11 protein-coding genes, 1 other RNA gene and 1 pseudogene are annotated in these 21445 nt (G+C 67.7%); 10 read left to right on the top strand and 3 right to left on the bottom strand.

Translation table 11 applies throughout. The features are described 5' to 3' along the window. Window positions 1-16: 16 nt before the first annotated feature. The gene (locus AC1AYD_RS08425) at window positions 17-5374 is read left to right on the top strand and encodes a S8 family peptidase (protein WP_476544987.1); all 5358 of its coding nucleotides are present in this window, start codon (window positions 17-19) and stop codon (window positions 5372-5374) included. Between the two features lie 164 nt (window positions 5375-5538). Then, window positions 5539-6324 (top strand): ArsR/SmtB family transcription factor, encoded by a 786-nt coding sequence (locus AC1AYD_RS08420; protein WP_476544986.1) that lies wholly within the window; start codon window positions 5539-5541, stop codon window positions 6322-6324. 55 nt (window positions 6325-6379) lie between these two features. Here the strand turns inward: AC1AYD_RS08420 and asd are convergent, their stop codons facing one another. Further along, complete coding sequence (gene asd, locus AC1AYD_RS08415; protein WP_476544985.1) at window positions 6380-7474, bottom strand: aspartate-semialdehyde dehydrogenase; 1095 nt, start codon at window positions 7472-7474, stop codon at window positions 6380-6382. 151 nt (window positions 7475-7625) lie between these two features. Between asd and AC1AYD_RS08410 the strand changes: the two genes are divergently transcribed. Beyond that, a complete protein-coding gene (locus tag AC1AYD_RS08410; protein WP_034530326.1) occupies window positions 7626-8246 on the top strand; it encodes a DUF5701 family protein in 621 nt (206 codons plus the stop codon). Between the two features lie 64 nt (window positions 8247-8310). On the opposite strand, the gene AC1AYD_RS08405 is transcribed toward AC1AYD_RS08410, so the two are convergent. Continuing rightward, window positions 8311-9720 carry a metallophosphoesterase family protein gene (locus tag AC1AYD_RS08405; RefSeq protein WP_476544983.1) on the bottom strand — a complete coding sequence of 470 codons (1410 nt, stop codon included), beginning with the start codon at window positions 9718-9720 and terminating at the stop codon, window positions 8311-8313. A gap of 161 nt (window positions 9721-9881) precedes the next feature. On the opposite strand from AC1AYD_RS08405, the gene leuA reads away from it, so the two are divergent. Then, window positions 9882-11801 (top strand): 2-isopropylmalate synthase, encoded by a 1920-nt coding sequence (gene leuA, locus AC1AYD_RS08400; protein WP_476502970.1) that lies wholly within the window; start codon window positions 9882-9884, stop codon window positions 11799-11801. Between the two features lie 231 nt (window positions 11802-12032). Here leuA and AC1AYD_RS08395 read toward each other — a convergent pair whose 3' ends face one another. Continuing rightward, a complete protein-coding gene (locus AC1AYD_RS08395) occupies window positions 12033-14381 on the bottom strand; it encodes a transglycosylase domain-containing protein (RefSeq protein ID WP_476502969.1) in 2349 nt (782 codons plus the stop codon). Window positions 14382-14567: 186 nt separating this feature from the next. Between AC1AYD_RS08395 and ffs the strand changes: the two genes are divergently transcribed. The 6 genes and pseudogenes from ffs to AC1AYD_RS08365 all read left to right on the top strand — a co-directional run bounded on the left by ffs (window position 14568) and on the right by AC1AYD_RS08365 (window position 21429). After that, window positions 14568-14664: signal recognition particle sRNA small type (gene ffs, locus AC1AYD_RS08390), an RNA gene on the top strand. A gap of 267 nt (window positions 14665-14931) precedes the next feature. Beyond that, window positions 14932-16311: a phosphatase PAP2 family protein gene (locus tag AC1AYD_RS08385; RefSeq protein WP_476502968.1), complete on the top strand. Its 1380-nt coding sequence runs from the start codon at window positions 14932-14934 to the stop codon at window positions 16309-16311. 178 nt (window positions 16312-16489) lie between these two features. Next, window positions 16490-18718: pseudogene (gene topA, locus AC1AYD_RS08380) on the top strand (type I DNA topoisomerase); the annotation flags it as partial. Window positions 18719-18832: 114 nt separating this feature from the next. After that, complete coding sequence (locus AC1AYD_RS08375; protein ID WP_476503006.1) at window positions 18833-19621, top strand: topoisomerase C-terminal repeat-containing protein; 789 nt, start codon at window positions 18833-18835, stop codon at window positions 19619-19621. A 15-nt stretch (window positions 19622-19636) separates the two neighbouring features. Further along, the gene (gene tmk / locus AC1AYD_RS08370) at window positions 19637-20281 is read left to right on the top strand and encodes a dTMP kinase (protein WP_476502967.1); all 645 of its coding nucleotides are present in this window, start codon (window positions 19637-19639) and stop codon (window positions 20279-20281) included. Then, a complete protein-coding gene (locus tag AC1AYD_RS08365; RefSeq protein ID WP_476502966.1) occupies window positions 20278-21429 on the top strand; it encodes a DNA polymerase III subunit delta' in 1152 nt (383 codons plus the stop codon). Before tmk ends, AC1AYD_RS08365 begins: the two co-directional genes overlap by 4 nt. Window positions 21430-21445: the final 16 nt, after the last annotated feature.

Below are 21445 nucleotides of genomic sequence, written 5' to 3'. Positions count from 1 at the left end.
ATACGTGAGGAGAACCATGAAGAACACCATCCGGGCCAGGGCGCTCGCGATCGTCGCCGCGGTGGCGACGCTCGCGTCGATGTCCCTGACCGCGACCACGGCGCTCGCCGCCGAGCGGACCGCCGCGGGCGCGAAACCCAGCGCAACCGCCAGCGCAGATGCGGGCTCGTTCGCCGACCAGTTCGGCTGGAAAAACGACCTCAACGCGCCCGACTCCATCATCAAGTCCGACAAGGGCGGCGACGCCGACATCGTCTACGACGCGCAGAAGGCATCCGACAACCAGCTGACCCTCGACCCGTCGTCCATCGAACGCTACGCCTACTGGAACAGCTGCGTCACCGCCACCGGCACCGGCTTCGCCGCCGGCGAGCAGGTGGACTTCACCGACATCTCGCCGACCGGCAAGACCCAGGGCTATGGTCCGTTCGCCGCCGACGACAACGGCAAGGTCACCGGCAAGCTGTGCGCCGGTTCGCAGGACACCGAAATCGGCGCGCACGCCATCAAGGCCGTCGGCCGCACCAGCAAGACCATCGCCGACGCCACCCTGCAGGTCACCGCCAACGCGCGCGAGACCGCGAAGATCACCATCGAGAACGGCGACCTGACCCAGGACCAGTTCATCGACCAGAAGATCCGCATCCGCGCCGAAGGCTATTCGCCCAACACCCGTCTGTCGGTCCTGCTGGAAGGCCCGGACGGTTCGATCATGAACCTCGCCGACACCGCCCACATCCGCACCGATGCGGATGGCGTGTACACCGACGCCCTGCAGTCCAACAGCGTGAACTATCCGGCCGGCACCTGGTACCTGTCCATCCAGGACCTGTCCGGCACCGGCATCTACGCGATGACCTCGTTCACCATCAAGCCCGGTAAGGAACGCCACCAGAGCAAGACGGTCGAACTGCGCTCCACGAAGCTCACGGCCGACGACCTCACCAAGAACGGCATGACGATGACCATGAAGGACTTCGGCGCCTTCGACGCGTTCGACGTCTACATGAAGCTGCCGAACCTCCAGGAAGGTCTCGTCGGCACCGCCCGCGCGAACGGCAACGGCGAATATACGAACGTCCTGACCGTCAATTCCGCCATTCTGGGCGAGTACACGGTCACCGCGCGCTCCCGCACCACCGGCGACTATGCACAGAAGACCTTCATCGTGACCGATGATTCCGGCAATTACCCGCAGCCCATCGAGGCGAGCATCACCCCCGACAAGGTCTCCAAGGAGGACTTCGGCCCCGAAGGCAAGGGCGTGACCGTCTCGATGAAGAACGTGCCGGAGAACTACAACGGCACCATCACCGTGCTCAACTCGAAGATGAACCTGCAGCGTCTGGCCGATCCGAGCGTCGAGGACGGTTCCGGCAACTTCATGGTCTTCGTCAACCGCAAGGACGACGGCACCATCACGTATGCCGCGAAGCTCGCCGCCGAACCGGTCGACGATGTGTACAACATCCAGATTACCATCACGGGCGGCGGCCATTACGAGCGCGACATCACCGTCGGCGACCCGAAGACTGACGGCACCGGCGACGGCGCCGACGCGAACAACGACGACACCGCCGGCCAGCCCGAGCAGGGCGGCCAGGTCTCCGAGGATATGGTGAAGGTCTCCGGCACCATGTCCGCGTTCATCCAGATCAAGGGCGCCAGCGCGCTCGACCAGAAGCTCGCCGCCGAATCCGAGCTCGGCCGCGCCCGCGTCTCCGACAAGGCCAAGGAGAAGCGATCCACCGGCATCGCCAACGGCCAGGCCGACAAGGCCGAGAAGACCTCCGACGCCGTCTTCGACCAGCTCAAGGCGCTCGACCCGAACGCGAGCAGGCTGTACACGGCCTCCTACAGCGTTCCCGGCGTCGCCGTCCGCGCCGACGCCGCCGCGCTGAACACGCTGGCCGGCCAGTCGAACGACATCGTCAAGGTGTCGCCGATCGTCCAGCGTTTCGCGACCACCGCCGATACCCAGACGACCACGACCACCCAGTCCACCACCGCCTCCGCCGCCGAACCCGCCAACGCGAACAACGACACGATCGTCAACGCGCGCAAGACGTGGGTGAAGACCGGCAAGACCGGCAAGAACGTGAACATCGCGATCATCGACACCGGCATCGACTACACGCACGTGGACTTCGGCGGCACCGGCAATCCGATCGCCTACCGCACGGCGCAGTCGTACACCACCGACCCGCTCACCGACCCGTACCTGAAGACGCTGATCGACCCGGCCAAGTACAAGGGCGGCTACGACTTCGCCGGTGCCACGTACAACGCCAACTCGTCGGCCGCCGACACCGTCTACAACCCGTTCCCGACCCCGGACGCCAACCCGATCGACGGCCCCGGCGGCGGCCACGGCACCCACGTGGCCGGCACGGCCGCGGGCTACGGCGAGAACGCCGACAAGACCACGTTCAAGGGCGACTACACGAAGCTCACCGACGACGATCTGCAGAAGATGGAGATCGGACCGGGCGCGGCCCCCGAAGCCGGCATCTACATGCTCAAGGTCTTCGGCGACAACGGCGGCGCGACCGACGTGACCGGCGCCGCCCTCGACTGGGTGGCCGAGAAGCTGGCCAACAACGTCGACATCGACGTCGTGTCCATGTCGCTCGGCACCGCGTACGGCGCGATCGACGACCCAGACAGCGCCAAAATCGAGAAGATCGCCTCCTACGGCACCCTGTCCATCGCGGCCGCCGGCAACGACGGCGACATCACCGACATCGGCGGCAGCCCGGCCTCCACGCCGAGCGCGCTCGCCGTGGCCGCCAGCCAGTCCGGCGGCTCCCGCCAGGACGCCATCAAGGTGGACGCCCCGAACGACCTCGCCGGCCAGTACGCGGGCCAGTACTCGCAGTACTTCCCGCAGGTCACGCCGATCTACTCCGTCACCGGCAAGGTCGTCAAGGTCGCCGATCCGGACAACCTGACCGGCTGCTCGCCCTACTCCGATGAGGACGCCGCCCGCGTCAAGGGCAACATCGCCTACGTCGAATGGGACGACAGCAACGTGCTGTGCGGTTCCGGCACGCGTTTCGACAACGCGTACAACGCAGGCGCGGCCGGCATCGTCTTCGCCTCGCAGGGCGACGTGCTGGAAAGCGGCATCGCCGGCAACTACTCCATCCCCGGCTTCCAGATGACCAAGACCACGGCCGACAAGCTCAAGCCGGCGCTCGACGCGGGCACGCTGGAGATCACCCTCTCCTCCGACTACGCGCACACGGTCAAGGCCAACTACCCGTCCTCCGCGGATACCATCGCCTCGTTCACGTCGCGCGGCGTGCACGGCTCGTATGACGGCACCGCCAAGCCCGACGTGGCCGCGCCCGGCGTGGGCGTCGTCTCCGCGGGCAACGGCACCGGCACCGAACTGGCGATCATGTCCGGCACGTCGATGGCCACGCCGCTCACCTCCGGCGTCGCGGCGCTCGTCCTCGAGGCGCACTCCGATTGGTCCGGCCCGTCCAAGGCCACGAACCTCAAGGCGCAGCTGATCAACACCGCCGCGCACGACGTGACCACCGCCGGCGACGCCACCGGCAAGGGCAAGACCGCCTACGGACCGCTGCGCGTCGGCTCCGGCCGCATCGACGCCTACGCCGCCGTGAACAACGACGTGCGCGTCGCCGCCGCCGACGACATCGAAGGCGTGACCGCGTCCTTCGGCATCGTCCAAGTCGGCAAGGCCGGCGTCACGCAGTCGAAGAAGCTGACCGTCACCAACGATTCCGACGTCGCGCGCACCTACAAGGTCGCCTACGCGGCCCGCACCGAGACGCCGGGCGTGACCTACACGCTCGACAAGTCGGAGGTCACCGTGGCCGCCCACGGTACGGCCGACGTCATCGTGACGCTGAACATCCCGGACGCCGCGAAGCTGCGCCATACGCTCGACAAGACGATGGACGCGAAGGTCGGCGGCCTCGACCGCTCCTACGTGACCGACGTGACCGGCGTCGTGACGTTCACCCCGGTGAGCGACGGCGACCAGAGCGACGGCACCGCCGAACAGAACGGCGCGTTCCCGCTGCGCGTGTCCGTCGTGGCCGCGCCGAAGCCCGTCACCGAGACGACCACCGAGATCGCCTTCGCCGACGCGGACGCCAAGCAGGGCGAGCTCAAGGTCTCCGGCCACGGCGTGAACCAAGGCGACGGCTCCGAAGCCTACGTGGGCCGTCTGGGCGCGTTCCAGCTGGGCGCGACCGACCCGGTCGACGTGTACGGCAACGAGCAGGACCTCACCGCCAAGCGCAGCATCAGTGCGGCCGACATCCGCGCGGTGGGCGCCGCCACGACCGCCCCGCAGCTCGACGATCCGTCGCAGGGATACCTCGCGTTCGGCATCCAGACCCAGCAGAGCTGGTCCCGCCTCGGCACCACCGTGTTCCCGGTCGTCTACTTCGACGTGAGCGGCGACGGCCGCCCCGACTTCGTGACCACCGTGAGCACCAGCCCGTACGGTTCCAGCGCGGACACCGTGTATGCGGTCACCTCCGACGTGGCGTCGAACAGCCTCGCGGACATCGAGCCCATCGACGACGCGTCGATCTCCGACTCGAACACGCTGGTGCTGCCCGTCAAGCTCGCCAACCTCGGCTACACGGCGACCACCACGGCCACGACGATCCGCTACCAGGTCTCGATGCAGTCGATCTACGCCGCGCATGACGACGCCGACGCGAACTACCGCAAGGACTACGTCGCCGACACCGCATCCCAGGCCACGTTCGACGTGTACCACCCGGACCTGTGGTTCGGCGAGGCCGACGGCCAGGCGAACGGCACGTTCCTGCAGGAGGACAAGGCCGGCACGATCGCCGCGCATCGTGGCGAATCCGCGACCGCCAAGGACGCCAAGGCGCTCGTCCTGCACCTGCGCGGCGCCGTCCCGGACACCACCGGCTCCGCCCCGACCATCGACACGCCCGCCGTGAACGATGGCGGCCAGAAGCCCGCCACGACCGACAAGTCGAAGCTCGAGGACGCCATCGCCAAGGCCGAGAAGCTGAACGCCGCCGACTACGAGTCCGCCTCGTGGAACGCGCTGACCGCCGCGCTCGAATCCGCGAAGCGCGTGAACGCCGACGCGAACGCCCGGCAGAACCAGATCGACGACGCGACGGCCGCGCTGCTCGCTGCGATCGACGGTCTGCGCAAGGCCGGTCCCGGCGACCAGCACGGCGGCGAAGGCATCGTCACCGGCGGTGACGCGGATACGGCAGGCAGGCTCCCGATCACGGGCGCCGGCATCGCCGCCCTCATCATCATCGCGACGATGCTCGCGATCGCCGGTGCGAGCGTCGCGAAATCGCATTCCGGCAACGGCACCGCACGTCACGGTGCCAAGTGACGCTCCCGGCGTCCCGCCATCCCGCGTTCACGCGTGACGCGTGCGAAGCACGCCACGCGTGAACCGGGAATTCCCGAAAACCGCCTATCCGCCGCGTTCCGGCGTTCCGGTCGCGCATCACGCGCGCACCGCTACAATGGACGCGGACAGATAGGCGGTTCTTCATGGAAGCGATACGACACGACGCCGCACACGACGACGCGACGTCACCCGACACCACGCGATCCGGCGCATCCGATGCCGGCGATTCCACCGATACCAGCGTTTCCACTGATACCCACGTTCCCACCGATACCAGCGTTCCCATGGATTTCCCCGCCGAATTGAAGATCACCGATCCCGACGTCATCTCGATGCTGTCGAACCCCACACGACTGCTCGTGCTCGAGGAACTGTACGACCGCCAGGAACCGCGCACGGCCACGCAGCTGTCGCAGCTGGCCGGCGTCTCGCCCAGTTCGATGAGCTACCATCTGCGCCTGCTCGGCAAGGCCGGACTGATCCGCCGCGCCGACGACGACGGCGTGCGCCGGCGCGAGATGCCGTGGCGCGCGGCCGCGAAGAGCTTCAGTTTCGCTGTGAGCGCGCAACCCGATCCGATGGTGCGCATGCGGTTGATGGACGGCATCCTGCGTGCGTTGCGCATGCGCATCGGCGCGGTCATGGACGCCAGCGCCGCCGTGCCGATCGAGGAGCGGCGCGAACGCTACCCGTACACGCCGCTGAGCACCGGCAACCTCATTCTCGACCGGGACGAACTGCTGCAGGTGCAGCGGGAGATCTGGGCGGTGTGGGAGCGTTACGAGAAACTCAGCGAGAAGCGGAACGCCGCCGACTACGATTATCGGATCGCCTACACGTGGTCGTGCCTGCCGCTGGACCCGGACGCGAAGGCCCGCGCCTCGGACGGAGCCGATGGCGCGCGCCTTGACGGGTCTTCGCGGGGTTGAGGGCGCGGGGGAGACGAATGCGTCTGCTCCCGCTGCCGCCGCTACTGCTTCGTGACTACTTCTTCGTGATGTAGCCGAGGGCCTTGAGCATCTCGGCGCATTCGAGCGCGCCGCCGGCGGCGCCACGCAGCGTGTTGTGGGCGAGGCCGACGAACTTCCAGTCGAAGATCGAATCCTCGCGCAGGCGGCCGATCGAGACGCCCATGCCGCCCTCGTAGTCCACGTCCAGCTTGACCTGCGGGCGGTCGTCCTCGGTCAGGTACTGGATGAAGTGCTTCGGCGCGTGCGGCAGGCCGAGACGGGCCGCCTCCGACGTGTAGTTGACGAGACGGTCGACGAGCTCCTCCTTCGTCGCCTTCTTGCCGAAGTTGATGAACACGGTCGCGGTGTGGCCGTCGAGCACGGGCACGCGGATGCACTGCGACGTGATGCGCAGCGGACCGTCGAACGGGACAATCTCGCCCTTCGCGTCGTCCACGTGGCCGAACACCTTGAGCGGCTCCTTCTCGCTCTTCGCCTCCTCGCCGGAGATGAACGGGATGATGTTGCCCACCATCTCGGGCCAGTCCTTGAACGTCTTGCCCGCGCCGGAGATCGCCTGGTAGGTGCTCACGACCACCTCGCGCGGCTCGAATTCCTTCCACGCGGCCAGTGCCGGCGTGTACGCCTGGATCGAGCAGTTCGGCTTGACGGCGATGAAGCCGTGCGTCGTGCCGAGACGCTTGCGCTGATGCTCGATCACCGCGAAATGCTCCGGGTTGATCTCCGGCACGACCATCGGCACGTCCGGAGTCCAGCGATGCGCGCTGTTGTTCGAGACGACCGGCGTCTCCGTCTTCGCGTACCGCTCCTCGATCGCGCGGATCTGGTCCTTCGGCATGTTCACCGCGGAGAACATGAAATCGACGCCCTCGGCGACCTTCTCGGCCTCGTCGCCGTCGACCACCGTCATGTGCTTGACGTATTCCGGCATCGGCGCTTCCATCTTCCAACGGTCGCCGACCGCCTCCTCATACGTCTTGCCGGCGGAATGCGCGGACGCGGCGAGCGTCGTCACCTCGAACCACGGATGGTTCTCCAGCAGCGTGATGAAACGCTGGCCGACCATGCCGGTCGCGCCGAGCACGCCGACCTTCAGTTTTTCGGACATAGCAAACCCCTTGGGTGAGATGGATGGGCGATTACACACGTGAATCTCCATTCTACGGAACTGCCCGGGGCGCGGCATACGCGTTTCCGCATGATGGCCTGCGCGCGGTACGGTGGTGCGGTACGCCGTGGCGCGCGGTACGCTAGGAGGCATGTCGATTGCATCTCAGGAAGCGCGCAAACAGCTTGACCGGATCGTGGCGTTGGGGTACCCGGATGTGGCGGATATGAGCGCCGCGGCGTTCCGCGCGCTCGCGAACCCGCTCATCGAGGCGTTGGAACATTCCGATCTCGGTACGAACATCCTGCTGGTGCCGACGCGCGAGCTCGTCTCGCCGGAGTCGCTGATCGCGCGAACCTCCATCTACCGCATGGCCGGCTTCACGACGATGCCGCCGCGCGACATCGCCAGCTTCCTGCCGCAGGACGGCTTCGAGCCGCCGGAAGGCCCGTTCTACCTGGTCGTCGACCCGCATACCGGCACCTGCTATGTGAACCGCGAGCCGGACGTGGCGCGCAAGCTCATCGACTCGGACGAGCGTCTGCCGCTCACGTTGGAGGAGGGCCTCGCGATCGCCACGCAGCACCCGGAATGGCTGCTCGAGAAGAACGGCTTCAACCTGCTCGGATCGCGTTCCGCCGACGGCCGCGTGCCGAGCATCTGGATGAGCCAGAACGCGCCGCGCCTGGGCGCGGTCTGGCCGAACTCCCGCCACACCTGGCTCGGCAACGCCTACTGCATCGCCCGGCGAGGCGTGAGCCTGTTCATCTGAGGGAGGACCCCCTCAGTCGGCCGGAGACTGACAGCTCCCCCTGAAGGGGGAGCAAGCCCCCTTTTTATCGCCTGCCGCGATTGCGGAAGGCGGTTTTCGTCAGCCAGTAGACGCCGGCGCCGATGAGCGCGGCGATTGTGGCGAATACTTCGGGGCGACGCAGCTCGTTGCGCACGGTGGCGCTGTCGGTCACGCAATGGTCCTCGAACCACACGCGCAGCTCGTTGCCGGAGTAGCGGCCGACCAGGTCGCCCCACGTGAGCATGTGCGTCACGTAGTCGGCCGGATTCTCCTCGTGGAATTCGAACAGACGGATGCCGCGGTGGCGTGACTTCGGCCCGTAGCATTCGAATCCGCAGGTCGGCGCATACCCGAGGTCGATGCCGTCCGCATGCCCGACGAACGCGTTCTTGTGGTCATGGCCGCAGAACAGCGCGAAATAGCCGCCGGCCTCGCGCATCGCGTCGACCTCGCCCACGTTCTCGTCGGCGCATCCGATGGCCTCGCCGAGCCGCGAGCCGGGTAGACACTTGGATTCGTCGAGCACGTAGCAGCGTCCCGCGTGCGTGCGTGCGCCCTCCACCGCGTTCGGCGTCCAGGCGGGCACCTCCTTCAACACGTCGTAGAACTCCTGCGGCGGGATGTGCTGGAACGCGATCGTCGGCACCGGTCTGCCGTCGCCGTTGCGATCGCGCATCGCGGCCTGCGAGGACTTTATCCACGCGATCGCCTCGGGCGAGGGGGTGCCGTAGCCGTCGGAGTCGGCGAGGTCGAGGCGGCGCGGGTTCGCCGCGTACAGCGGGTATTGCGCGTCGCGTTCGGCGGGCGTGTTCCGGTCCGCGTAATCACCGGAATCGATCATCGTGACGCTCATCGCGATGCGCCCCGATCCGTCGGACGCCTCGATCGGCATCGCGAACGTGCCCGGTCCGAACGCGAGCCCGTCAGCGTCCGACGCCGCGGCGTCCGGGTTCATGCATCCGGGGAATTCGCGGTAGATGCCGTCCTGCTCGTCGGTGAGCACGCCGCATTGGAAGTCATGGTTGCCGTAGGTCGCGGCGAACGGGACGCCCGCGTTCATCACCGGGCCGAGGAACGCGGCGAACGTGGCGCGCACCTTGCGTCGCGTGTCGTCCATGAGCTCGTCGAGCGTGACGACGTCGTCGACGGGCGGCACGCTCGGGTCGCGGCGTTGCGCCATGCGCCGCCGCACGCCCTGCAGTTTCGCCTCGATCTCGGTGATGAGGCGGACGCGCGCGCCCGGGTTCTCGCCTCGGCGGCGCAGGAACGTGTCGATGTACGCGGGGTCGTAGCCGCGGATCTGGTCGCCGGTGAAGACGACGAGATCGGGGTCGGCGACGTGGATCGCCTCCTCGATGAGACGGATCGTGTCCTTGTCGACCTCCGGCTTGTCCTGGATGTCGGCCATCTGCAGCACGCGGAACGTGCCATCCTTGCGAAAACGCAGTGTCATGGCACTCATGCTAGTCGTTTTTGGAACCGGCGAGGCGTTGGGACGCGGCGTAGGTAGGATGGGGGATTGCGCATGTTACATGCGCGTAAACGGATATACGCCGGGAATTCCGGCGGAAATGGCCGCCGGGAGACGGCCACGCACCAAGCAAAGGAGGAACGATGGGTCAGGATCAATCATCGGTATTCGATCTCGCGGCGGTCGCCGCAGCGTCCAACGGAGGGAACAACGACCCGCTGCTGCCTCCCGCGCGCTTCATCGGCGACCCGCAGAAGCCGAGCAAGATGCCGTACAACAAGTACGTCGCCTACGACAAGCAGGTGCCGTTCGACTACCCGGAGCGCACCTGGCCGGGTAAGAAGCTCCAGCGCGCGCCCCGCTGGTGCTCCGTCGACCTGCGCGACGGCAACCAGGCGCTCGTCAACCCGATGGACTCCGAGCGCAAGCTGCGCTTCTGGAACCTGCTCGTCTCCATGGGCTTCAAGGAGATCGAGGTGGGCTTCCCGTCCGCCTCCGAAACCGACTTCGACTTCATCCGCATGCTCATCGAGCGTGAGCTGATCCCGGACGACGTCACCATCGTCGTGCTCACCCAGTGCCGCGAGCACCTGATCCGCCGCACCTACGAGGCGCTCAAGGGTGCCAAGCGCGCGGTCGTCCACTTCTACAACTCCGTCTCCGTGCTGCAGCGCGAGGTCGTGTTCCGCAAGAACAAGGCGGAGATCAAGAAGCTCGCCACCGACGCGGCCGAGCTGTGCAAGAGCCTTGAGGGCGAGGCCAAGGGCATCGACCTCTACTACGAGTACTCGCCGGAATCGTTCACCGGCACCGAGCCGGAGTACGCCGTCGAGGTGTGCAACGCGGTCATCGACGTCATCAAGCCGACGCCCGAGCACCCGATGATCATCAACCTGCCGGCCACCGTCGAGATGACCACGCCGAACGTGTTCGCCGACGAGGTCGAGTACGTCTCCACCCACCTGCAGGATCGCGACTCCATCGTGCTGTCCCTCCACCCGCACAACGACGAGGGCATGGGCGTGGCCGCCACCGAGCTGGCCGTGCTCGCCGGCGCCGACCGCGTCGAAGGCTGCCTGCTCGGCAACGGCGAGCGCACCGGCAACGTCGACCTCGTCACGCTGGGCCTCAACCTGCTCACGCAGGGCGTCGACCCGCAGATCGACTACTCGAACGTGCCGGAGATCCGCAAGACCGTCGAATACTGCAACCAGATCAAGATCTCCGAGCGCCACCCGTACGCAGGCAACTTCGTGTTCACCGCGTTCTCCGGCTCGCACCAGGACGCCATCAAGAAGGGCCTCGAAGCCCGTCAGGTGGCCGCCGACCGCGCCGGCGCGAACCTCGACGACTTCGTCTGGCTCGTGCCGTACCTGCCGATCGACCCGAAGGACATCGGCCGCACGTACGAGGCGATCATCCGCGTCAACTCGCAGTCCGGCAAGGGCGGCATGGCGTACCTGCTCAAGACGAACCACAACCTCGACCTGCCGAAGCGCCTGCAGGTGGAGTTCGACAAGATCGTGCAGAAGTACGCGGACGACACGAAGAAGGAAGTCAAGGACGAGGACATCTGGCGCCTCTTCAAGGACGAGTACCTGCCGGTCGAGCAGTCGGGCATGACCGCCGCCGGCGTGGTCGTCGGCGACACGCACGACGAGACGCTCGCCCCGTGGGGCCGCCTCAAGCTGCTCAAGGTGTCCGTCTCCTCCGGCGAGGACGGCTCCGACACCGTGCTCAAGGCGAAGGTCCTCGACCGCGGCATCAACGTCGGCAAGGACGAGGAGCAGGTGCGCGAGGTCTCCGGCATCGGCAACGGCCCGATCGCCGCGTTCCTCAACGCGCTCGCCAACTTCGGCATCGAAGCCTCCGTGATGGACTACGTGGAGCACACCATGTCCGTCGGTACGGACGCGATGGCCGCCTCCTACGTCGAATGCCAGGTGGGCGAAGATGCGGACGCGCAGATCATCTGGGGCGTCGGCATCGACTCCTCGATCATCACCAGCTCGCTCAAGGCGATCATCTCCGCGATCAACCGCGCCAACGCCGGCCGTCGCTGAGACGCATGAAATGGCCCCCTCTGACGAGGGGGCTGTCGAACGCAGTGAGACTGGGGGAGAGATAGCTGGAACGTGACGGTTCCCGGTATCTCTCCCCCAGTCCGCTCACGCGGACAGCCCCCTCGTCAGAGGGGGCCATTATGTACCCCCTCAGTCGGCCTTTGGCCGACAGCTCCCCCTGAAAGGGGGAGCAGGAGGGGTGGCGTCCTCTTCAGGGGAGGGCGCGGGGCGTCACTCGCCGGAGGTGCCGCCGGTGCCGCCGTTGTCCGAGCCGCCGCCGGATTCGCCGCCACCGGTATCGGAACCGCCGGATTCGCCGCCGGACGTGCTTCCGCCGCTGTTGCCGGAATCACCGGAGCTCGTGCCGGAGCCGGACCCGCTGGAACCGGAATCACCGGAACTCTCGCCGGAACCCGAACCCGAGCCGGTGCCGGTGCCGCCGCCCGTGCCGGTGCCCGCGGAACCGCTGGAACCGGATTCGCCGGTGCCGGTCGAACCGGATTCGCCGGAACCGTAGGAGTACCCGTACGAGTAGCGCTTCGACGTGGACCGGGAGCCGGTGCCCCACGTGCCGTCGGAGCCGCCGATCTTGCCCCCGTCCTTCGCGGTGGGGAACGTCTCGTTCGTGGTGCCGGCGAGCGCCTGCGTCATGTATTCGGTGAACAGGTGCACCGGGTAGTCGGAGCCGCCGGTCCACTGGCCGAACGAAGGGATCTCCTGCGGGTTGCCGTTCGCGTCCGGGTACCACATGGCGAACGTGGAGACGACGGACGGCGTGTAGCCGATGAAGCTCGCCGCGTACGAGTTGTTCGACGTGCCGGACTTGCCGGCGATGGTGTGTCCGGTCTGCCGTGCCTCGGTGGCGGTGCCGTACTGGACGACGCCGGTGAGCGCCTTGGTGACGAGGTCCGTGTCGTTCGCGGTGAACACCTGTTCGGTGCCGGTGGGCGCCTGGTAGAGGTCCTTGCCCTTGCTGTTCTGCACGCTGGCGACGATGTGCAGGGTCGCCTTCTTGCCCTCGTTGGCGAGGGTCGCGTAGGCGTTGGTCATGTCCTCGACGCTCAGCGCGTTGTTGCCGAGCACGGTGAACGGTTCGGAGCCGTCGAGCGACGTGTTCGAGACTCCTGCCGTGCGCGCGGTCTGCGCGATCTTCTTCGCGCCGAGCTTGGTCTGCAGATCCATGTAGACGGTGTTCGACGAGTAGGCGGTCGCCTTGTACAGGTTGATGTAGCCGTAGTTCTCGTTGGCGAAGTTGCTCACCGTGTTGCTGATGCCCGGGAACGTGCGGTACGAGTTGCCGTTGAACGTGGTGTCGAGGCTGACGCCCGCCTGCACGGTGGCGAGCAGCGCGAACGGCTTCATCGTGGAGCCGACCTCGTATTGGGCCTGGGTGGCGTTGTTGAGCTGTTTGGCGAGATAGTCGTCGCCCGCGTACAGGGCGATGATCGAACCGTCCTTCGGGTTCGCGCTCATCGCGCCGAACTGCATGCCGTCGGGCACGGTGCCCTGCATGCCGTTCTTTGAGGGGCTGACGACCTGCTGCATGAGGTCCTGCTTGGATTTGTCGATCGTGGTGACGATCTTGTAGCCGCCCGTGTCGAGCTCGTCCTTGGTGAACGCCTTGCGGCTTTCCAGCTCGTCCCTCACCATCTGCAGCAGGTAGCCGTTCGGACCTTTATATACGTCGTCGGTGCTGGTCTGCACGGTCTGCGGCATGGCCGCGTCCTTCGCCTGCTTCGCGGTGATGTAGCCGTCCTCGCGCATGATCGAGATGACGCGGTTGAACCGCTGCTTCGCCATCTTCGGGTTGTCGACCGGATCCCATGTGGAGGGGGCGGGGATGATGCCGGCCAGCGTGGCCGCCTCGGAGAGCGTCAGGTCCTTCGCGTCCTTGTTGTAGTAGGCCTTCGCCGCCGCTTGGATGCCGTATGCGCCGCGGCCCAGGTAGATGGTGTTCAGATAGTTGCACAGGACCTTGCTTTTGTCCTGCGTCTGCGCGATCTTCAGCGCGAGGATCGCCTCGCGCACCTTGCCGGTGTACGACGTGGTTTCGCCCAGATAGTAGCGTTCCGCGTACTGCTGGGTGATGGTCGAGCCGCCCTGGCGCGTCCCCTTGGTCACGTTGTTGACGAGCGCGCGTCCGATGCCGCGCAGATCGATGCCTTTGTCCGTGTAGAACGTGCGGTTCTCCGATGCGACGACCGCGTTGCCCACGTAGTCGGGCAGCACGGCGCAGTCGATGATGTCGCGGTTCTGCTCGGAGAACGTGCCCATCTCCGTGGTGCCGTCGTTGAAGTAGACGGTCGTGTTCTCCGCCAACGCGATCTTCTCCGGCGAGGGGATCGGCGTGGAGACGTACAGGTAGGTGAACAGGCCGATGCCCGCCGCGAGTCCCAGCGCGATGAGCCCGAGGATCCATTTCAATACGAGATGCCTGCTGCGTCCCTTGAGTTTCGGGCCTTTGCCGCCCTTGACGCGATGATTGCCGCCCCGGTAATGGCGGGCGGCGGGCTTGCGTTCCGCCGTGCTCCTGACGTGCCCGCGCACACGTCCTTTGCCGTTACGAGAATGTGAGACCATGAGCACCACCGTAGCCACACGCCCTGAACAAGCGGGACGGAAGTCCCGGTGTGACCGTTCTCCACGCGGGTTTATCCTTGGAATCCTCACAAGTCGCCGGGGTGGTTCGTTGGGGTGGTTTCGGCTTGGTTCGCCGGTCGGTCCGCTCGCGCGTCCGTGCGTTCGTCCGGGGATGGTGTATAGTGGTCTGAGCCTCCGCACGGCGTTATGTCGCCCAAACCCCCCAGGGCAGGAATGCAGCAAGGGTAAGCGGCCTCTGACGGGTGTGTGGAGGTTTTTCCATACTTGTTCCCATCCGCCGGCGATGACGCCGTCGCAGTCGTCCCGCTCCGCTCTCTTCTTTGCGCCCCCACGGAAGTGGGGGAGCTGTCCGCCATAGGCGGACTGAGGGGGCTCGTTGGATAGTTCGTTGGATGCCCCCTCAGTCGCGCTTCGCGCGCCAGCTCCCCCTGAAGGGGGCGCATGGGTGGTGGGCGCGGGATGGAGCGGGGCGCATGAGATGTGGGGCGCGGAGGTCCGTTTTCTCTGTGTGTGGGCTAGTGTGGGTGGCATGAGTGACGAACAGCGACCCACGACCCCCGAGAGCCCGCGGATCCGTGATCCGCATGCGCCCGTGAACCTGTTGCGCGATTTCGAACCGTTGGACGATTTGCCCGCCCCGCCGGACCCGACCGGCGCGCGGCCCGCGGTCGGCGCACAATCCCCGTCCGGCGGCCCGATTGGTCCGGCCGGCCCGTCCGCCCCGTTCGTGTCCGGCGTCCCGTCCCCGTCGCCTACGTTGTCCGCGCTGGCGACCGGCGTCCCCTCCGCCGCGTCCCCCGACGACCGGGCATCCGCGTTTAGTACCCTGTCCGACGTCGCCGATGTCTCCGTGTCCGACACGCAGGACGGTCTCGACATCTCCGGCACCGCCGTCGACCACGGTCCGACCGTCGCGCCCGGCGCGGCGCGCGTCGACCTGCGCGCCGTCGGCGACGACGCGGCCTTCGCCGCGGACCGTCGCCGCGCCGACGACGATGTGCTCGCCCGCCGCCCGCGCACGTCGAGCCGCGTGCTGTGCGTCGTGTTTGGCCTGCTGCTCGTCGCCGCCGCGATGGGCGTCTACTGGCTCGGCGTGCATACGGAGACCGGCCAGTCGTTCGACGACATGGTCGAGGTCTACTTCGCCGACAGCGTGCCCGGCTGGTTCGCGGGACTCCTCGCCGCCGGCTCGCACGTGGCCGTGCTCGTCGGCTCCATCCTGCTCGCCGCCGTCGCCGCCGTCGTCACGATCGTGCGCAAACGCTGGTGGCTGCTCGGCCAGCTCGTCGCGTTCGGCCTGCTGTGCTTCGGCGCGTCGTTCCTCAAGGACGTGCTGCCGCGCCCGTTCATCATCCACACGCAGATCGCCGCCGCCAACTCCGCGCCCAGCGGCCACACGATCCTCGGTGCCGCCGCCGCGGTCGCCCTGCTGTTCGCCGTCTCCCGCGGATGGCGTTTCCTCGCCGCGATCGTCGGCGCGCTGTGGACCGTGTTCGTCGCGTTGTCCGTCGTGAACGGCCAATGGCACCGCCCGTCCGACGCGCTCATGTCCGTGCTGCTGGTCGCCGGCATCGCACTGATCGTGCTCGCGTTCACGCGCGCGTCCGGCATGGACGCGACCGGCAAACGCCGTTCCTCCGCCGGCGTGCAGATCGTCGGCTCGATTGCGATCACCGGCGGCGCGTTCGCCTGCCTGTACGGCGCGTACGTGGTCTGGCAGGTCGTGCCCGGCCTGCTGATGAGCGCCGAATGGGCGCGTTCCAGCGCGGTCGCCGCCGCGATCATCCTGATCTGCGGCGCGACGGCGCTCGTCTCCGGCCTCCTGCTCGCGATGCGCCAGCTCACCGCCGCGCCGTTGACGCGACTCGGCCTCGTCGGCGCGCCGCCGGCCCCGCCGAAACGGCGCTGAGCCGGCCGCCGCGCGCCGCCCGGCCAGTCCGGTCGGCGTCGGACACACGGATGGCCACCGTTGGTGAGTATGATGACAGCACGACGGCACCGTACGGCGTCGGCATCGCGCACGGACGCCGCGACGGCAGTGACGAACAAGCAGTGACGAATGATAACGGAGAGGTGAAGGAGAGGTCATGGCAGCACGCACCGCGAACGGCACCAAGCTGGTGATCGTGGAGTCTCCCACCAAGGCCCGCAAGATCGGCGGATACCTGGGTGACGGCTACACGGTGATGGCGTCGGTGGGACACATCCGCGACCTCGCCCAGCCCAGCCAGGTGCCCGCCGCCGACAAGGCGAAATACGGCAAGTTCGGCGTCGACGTGAACGACGGGTTCAAGCCCTACTACATCGTCGACGGCGACAAGAAGCGCACCGTCTCCGAACTGAAATCCGCGTTGAAGAACGCGAGCGAACTCTACCTCGCCACCGATGAGGACCGCGAAGGCGAGGCCATCGCGTGGCATCTGGTCGAGACGTTGAAGCCCAAGGTGCCGGTCAAGCGCATGGTGTTCCACGAGATCACCAAGAACGCGATCAAGAAGTCGCTCGACCAGACCCGCGACGTCGACGCCGACATGGTCGACGCGCAGGAGACGCGACGCATCCTCGATCGCCTCTACGGCTACGAACTGTCGCCCGTGCTGTGGCGCAAGGTCGGGCCGGGACTGTCCGCCGGCCGCGTGCAGTCCGTCGCGACGCGCCTCATCGTCGAGCGAGAGCGCGAGCGCATGGCGTTCGTCCGCGCGCCCTACTGGGATCTGACGGCGACGCTCGCCGCGCCGGACGCGTCCGGCGAGACGGCGGCGTTCGACGCGCGCATGGTCGCGCTCGGCGGCAAACGTCTCGCCACGTCGAAGGACTTCGGCGCGGACGGCAAGCTCACGCCGGAAGGCTTCGCCGGCAACGTGCGCCAGCTCGACGAGACGGCGGCGCGCGCGCTCGCCGAACGCCTGCAGGACGCGCCGTTCACCGTCGTCTCGATGGAGACGAAGCCGTACCGCCGCCGCCCGTTGCCGCCGTTCACCACGTCCACGCTGCAGCAGACCGCCGGCAACCGTCTCGGCATGAGCTCGCGCGCCACGATGCGCGCCGCGCAGGGCCTGTACGAGAACGGCTACATCACGTATATGCGAACCGATTCGGTGACGCTCTCGCAGGAGGCGATCGCCGCCGCGCGCGACGCGGTCGAATACCATTTCGGTTCGAAGTTCCTCTCCGACGCGCCGAAGCAGTACGCGACGAAGACCGCCGGCGCGCAGGAGGCGCATGAATGCATCCGCCCGGCCGGCGCGAGGTTCCGCGATCCGGACGAGCTCGTGGGCAAGGTGCCCGGCGACCAGCTGAAGCTGTACCGGCTCATCTGGCAGCGCACGCTCGCCTCGCAGATGGCCGACGCGACCGGTTCCACCGCCACGGTGAAGCTCTCCGCGCCCGCCGGCGTCGACGATGCCGGCGTGGCCGAGGACGCGCTGTTCCAGGCGTCCGGCACCGTGATCGAATTCCCCGGCTTCATGAAGGCGACGGGGGAGGGGCGTCACGCGACCTCCGGTACGGGTGCCTCGGGCGCGAAGGCCGGTGCCGACGGCAAGGCCTCCGCAGACGGCAAGGACGGCAAGGGTAAGGACGAGAACGCGTCCCTGCCGCCGATGCGCGAAGGGCAGACGCTCGCCGCCTCCGACGTGCACGCGGACGGCCACGAGACCCAGCCGCCGGCACGCTATACCGAAGCCTCGCTCGTCAAGACGCTGGAGGCCAAGGAGATCGGCCGCCCGTCCACCTACGCGTCGATCATCTCCACGATCATCGACCGCGGCTACGTGTACGAGCGCGGCCGCGCGCTCATCCCCTCTTGGTTGGCGTTCGCCGTGACCAAGCTGCTGGAGACGAAGTTCCCCAAGCTCGTCGACTACCAGTTCACCGCGGAGATGGAGAACGGCCTCGACCAGATCGCGCACGGGCGCGAGACCGGCCGCGACTGGCTCACCCGCTTCTACTTCGGCTCCGGCGAGGGCGCCGCGCAGAGCGCCGACGAGGCGCATGAGGGTCTGCAGCAGCAGGTCGCGCAGCTCGGCGAGATCGACGCGCGCGCCATCAACACCATCGAGATCGGCGACGGCCTGCACGTGCGCGTCGGCCGCTACGGCCCGTATCTCGAGGACATGGAGCATCTCGACGACGACGGCAACCCGAAGCGCGCCTCCCTGCCCGACACGCTCGCACCCGACGAGCTGACCGTCGAGGTCGCGCACGACCTGATCGAGAACCATTCCGGCGGTCCGCGCGTGCTCGGCACCGATCCGGCAACCGGCGGCACCGTCGAGGTGCGCAACGGCCGGTTCGGGCCGTACGTCGCGCTGATCACGCCCGAGGCGGCCGAGGCCGAGGCCGCGGCGCGCAAGGCCGCGAAGGAAGCGGAGGCGGCCGGCAAGCCGGCCCCGCGCCGTTCGCGCAAGTCGGATGCGCCGCGCCCGAAGATGGCGAGCCTGTTCAAGACGATGAGCCCCGAATCGGTGACGCTCGAGGACGCGCTGAAGCTGCTCGGTCTGCCGCGCGAGGTCGGCTCCTACGAGGAGACGAACGCGGAGACCGGCGAGACGGCCGTCGTGACCGTGGCCGCGAACAACGGCCGCTACGGCCCGTACCTGACCAAGACGAAGGCGGACGGGACGAGCGAGACCCGGTCGCTGGGGTCGGAGGACGAGATCTTCACCGTCACCATCGACCAGGCGAAGGACCTGTTCGCGCAGCCCAAGTACCGCGGGCGTGGGCGCGGCGCCGCCAAGCCGCCGATTCGCGCGCTCGGCAACGACCCGGAGAGCGGCAAGCCCGTCGTCATCAAGGAGGGCCGTTTCGGCCTGTACCTGACCGACGGCGAGACCAACCGCACGCTGCCGCGCCAGTACGATCCGGCGACCATCGAGCCGGCGGACGCGTACCGGATTCTCGCGGAGAAGCGCGCGATGGGACCGGCCACCAAGCGCGGTGGCTCGCGCGGGCGTTCCGGGGCCAAGGGCTCCGCGGCGAAGGGCTCCAAGGCCGCGCCGAAGGTGAGCGCCGTCGAGGCGAAGCGCGCCGAACGCCGCGCCGAGGTGAGGAAGCTCGCCGCGAAGGGCTGGGCCAACACGCGCATCGCGGAGAAGATCGGCTCCACCGCCTCCACCGTGAAGGGCGACATCGACTGGCTCACCGCGAACGAAGGCTTCGAACGCCCGCCGGTCGTCGCCGCCAAGCCCAAGACCTCCAGAACCGCGAAGAAGAAATAGCGGCGGATCATCACCATGACTACCGGACTGTTCATCTCGTTCGAAGGCGTCGACGGCGTCGGCAAGACCACGCAGGTCGAGCGGCTGCGCGCGGCATTGGAGGCCGCGGGCCGCGAGGTCGTCGTCACCCGGGAACCCGGCGGCACCCCGCTGGGACAGGCCATCCGCAGCCTTCTCCTCCACGGCGTCCCCGTCGCGGAGGCTGCCGACATCGCCCCGCGCGCCGAGGCGCTGCTCTTCGCCGCCGACCGCGCCCAGCACGTCGCCGAGGTCATCCGTCCGGCGTTGGAACGCGGCGCGGTGGTCATCACCGACCGGTATCTCGACTCCTCCCTCGCCTATCAGGCGGGCGGCCGCGAACTCACCGCCGCGGAAATCCGCGAATTGAGCATGTGGGCGACGAACGGCCTCCTGCCGGACCGCACCTACCTGCTCGACATGGATCCGTCGCTGTCCCACTCCCGTCTCACCCACGACGAGGACCGCATGGAATCCGCGGGCGACGACTTCCAGCGCCGCACGCGCGAGGCGTTTCTCACGCTCGCCGCCGCCGAGCCCGACCGGTTCCGCGTCGTCGACGCGTCGCAGCCGATCGACGCGGTGTGGGCGTGCATCGAACGCGATCTCGCGGCGCTGACGGCGGGCGGTGAGACGCGATGAGCGTATGGGAGGCGATCATCGGGCAGCAGCCGGTCGTCGAACGGCTGAAGGCGATCGCCGCCGGCGATCCGAAGCAGATCGCGCAGTCGTGGCTGATCTGCGGACCTCCCGGATCGGGCCGCTCGAACCTCGCGCGCGCGTTCGCCGCCGCGCTTGAAAGCCCCGATCATGGCATGGACGACGAGCCGACGAAGGTCACGAAGCAGGTGCTCGCCGGCACGCATCCGGACGTGAGCGTGCTCGCCACCGACAAGGTGACGATCGGCATCGACGAGGTACGCGAGCTGATCGGCGTGTCCGAGCAGATGCCGAGCACCGCGCCGTGGCGCATCATCATCATCGAGGACGTCGACCGCATGCTCGAACGCACGACGAACGTGCTGCTCAAGGAGATCGAGGAGCCGGCCGAGCATTGCATCTGGCTGTTGTGCGCGCCGAGCGCGCAGGACGTGCTGCCGACGATTCGTTCGCGCACGCGCATCGTGAACCTCGCCGTGCCGCCCGCCGACGCGGTCGCCGCCTACCTGGAATCGAACGCCGGCGCGGACCCGCATGTGGCGAAACGCGCGGCGCGGCTCGCGGAAGGGCATATCGGCATCGCGAAACTGTACGCGACCGACGAACGCGTCATGACCGATCGTGACGAACTCGTCGTCGGCGTGCTGGAACTCGCGAAGGCGTCCGACGCGGTGCTGCTCGCCGGCCGTCTCATCGACAACGCGAAGGCGCAGGCCGAAGTGGACGTGGCCGGACAGGCGGCGAAGGCCGAGGCGGATTTTCGCCGCGTCAACGGACTGGGGCCGGACGACCGCATCCCGCCGAAACTGCGCGGCGCGTACAACGCGATCGCGAAGAAGGACGAGATGAAGCGGCGGGCGACGCGTCGCAGCCGCGACGTGCTCGACCGCGCGCTGAACTCGATCGCGTCCGTCTACCGCGACATCGCCGTCCTGCAGAACGATGCGGAGGACGCGGTTGGGATCATTAATCTGGAGAACCGTGCGGCGATCACCGAGCTGGCGGCGCGACTGTCGCGCGAGGCGACGCTGGAACGGCTCGACGAGGTGGCGCGCGCCCGCAAACGGCTCATGGGCAACGGCAATCCGACGCTCGTCTTCGAAGCGTTGTTCTGCGCGCTGATCCCGTGACTCCATCCGGTGCCCG

Source organism: Bifidobacterium sp. LH_426 (assembly GCF_056356875.1).
This window is presented reverse-complemented; position numbering and strand designations above follow the sequence as displayed.

What these genes read in the sequence shown, in the direction of transcription:
- AC1AYD_RS08375 (WP_476503006.1), top strand. Translation starts at nt 18,833, where the DNA reads ATGGCGAGCCTGTTCAAGACGATGAGCCCCGAATCGGTGACGCTCGAG.
- tmk (WP_476502967.1), top strand. Translation starts at nt 19,637, where the DNA reads ATGACTACCGGACTGTTCATCTCGTTCGAAGGCGTCGACGGCGTCGGC.
- AC1AYD_RS08405 (WP_476544983.1), bottom strand. Translation starts at nt 9,720, where the DNA reads ATGACACTGCGTTTTCGCAAGGATGGCACGTTCCGCGTGCTGCAGATG.
- AC1AYD_RS08425 (WP_476544987.1), top strand. Translation starts at nt 17, where the DNA reads ATGAAGAACACCATCCGGGCCAGGGCGCTCGCGATCGTCGCCGCGGTG.
- leuA (WP_476502970.1), top strand. Translation starts at nt 9,882, where the DNA reads ATGGGTCAGGATCAATCATCGGTATTCGATCTCGCGGCGGTCGCCGCA.
- AC1AYD_RS08365 (WP_476502966.1), top strand. Translation starts at nt 20,278, where the DNA reads ATGAGCGTATGGGAGGCGATCATCGGGCAGCAGCCGGTCGTCGAACGG.
- AC1AYD_RS08420 (WP_476544986.1), top strand. Translation starts at nt 5,539, where the DNA reads ATGGAAGCGATACGACACGACGCCGCACACGACGACGCGACGTCACCC.
- AC1AYD_RS08410 (WP_034530326.1), top strand. Translation starts at nt 7,626, where the DNA reads ATGTCGATTGCATCTCAGGAAGCGCGCAAACAGCTTGACCGGATCGTG.
- asd (WP_476544985.1), bottom strand. Translation starts at nt 7,474, where the DNA reads ATGTCCGAAAAACTGAAGGTCGGCGTGCTCGGCGCGACCGGCATGGTC.
- AC1AYD_RS08385 (WP_476502968.1), top strand. Translation starts at nt 14,932, where the DNA reads ATGAGTGACGAACAGCGACCCACGACCCCCGAGAGCCCGCGGATCCGT.
- AC1AYD_RS08395 (WP_476502969.1), bottom strand. Translation starts at nt 14,381, where the DNA reads ATGGTCTCACATTCTCGTAACGGCAAAGGACGTGTGCGCGGGCACGTC.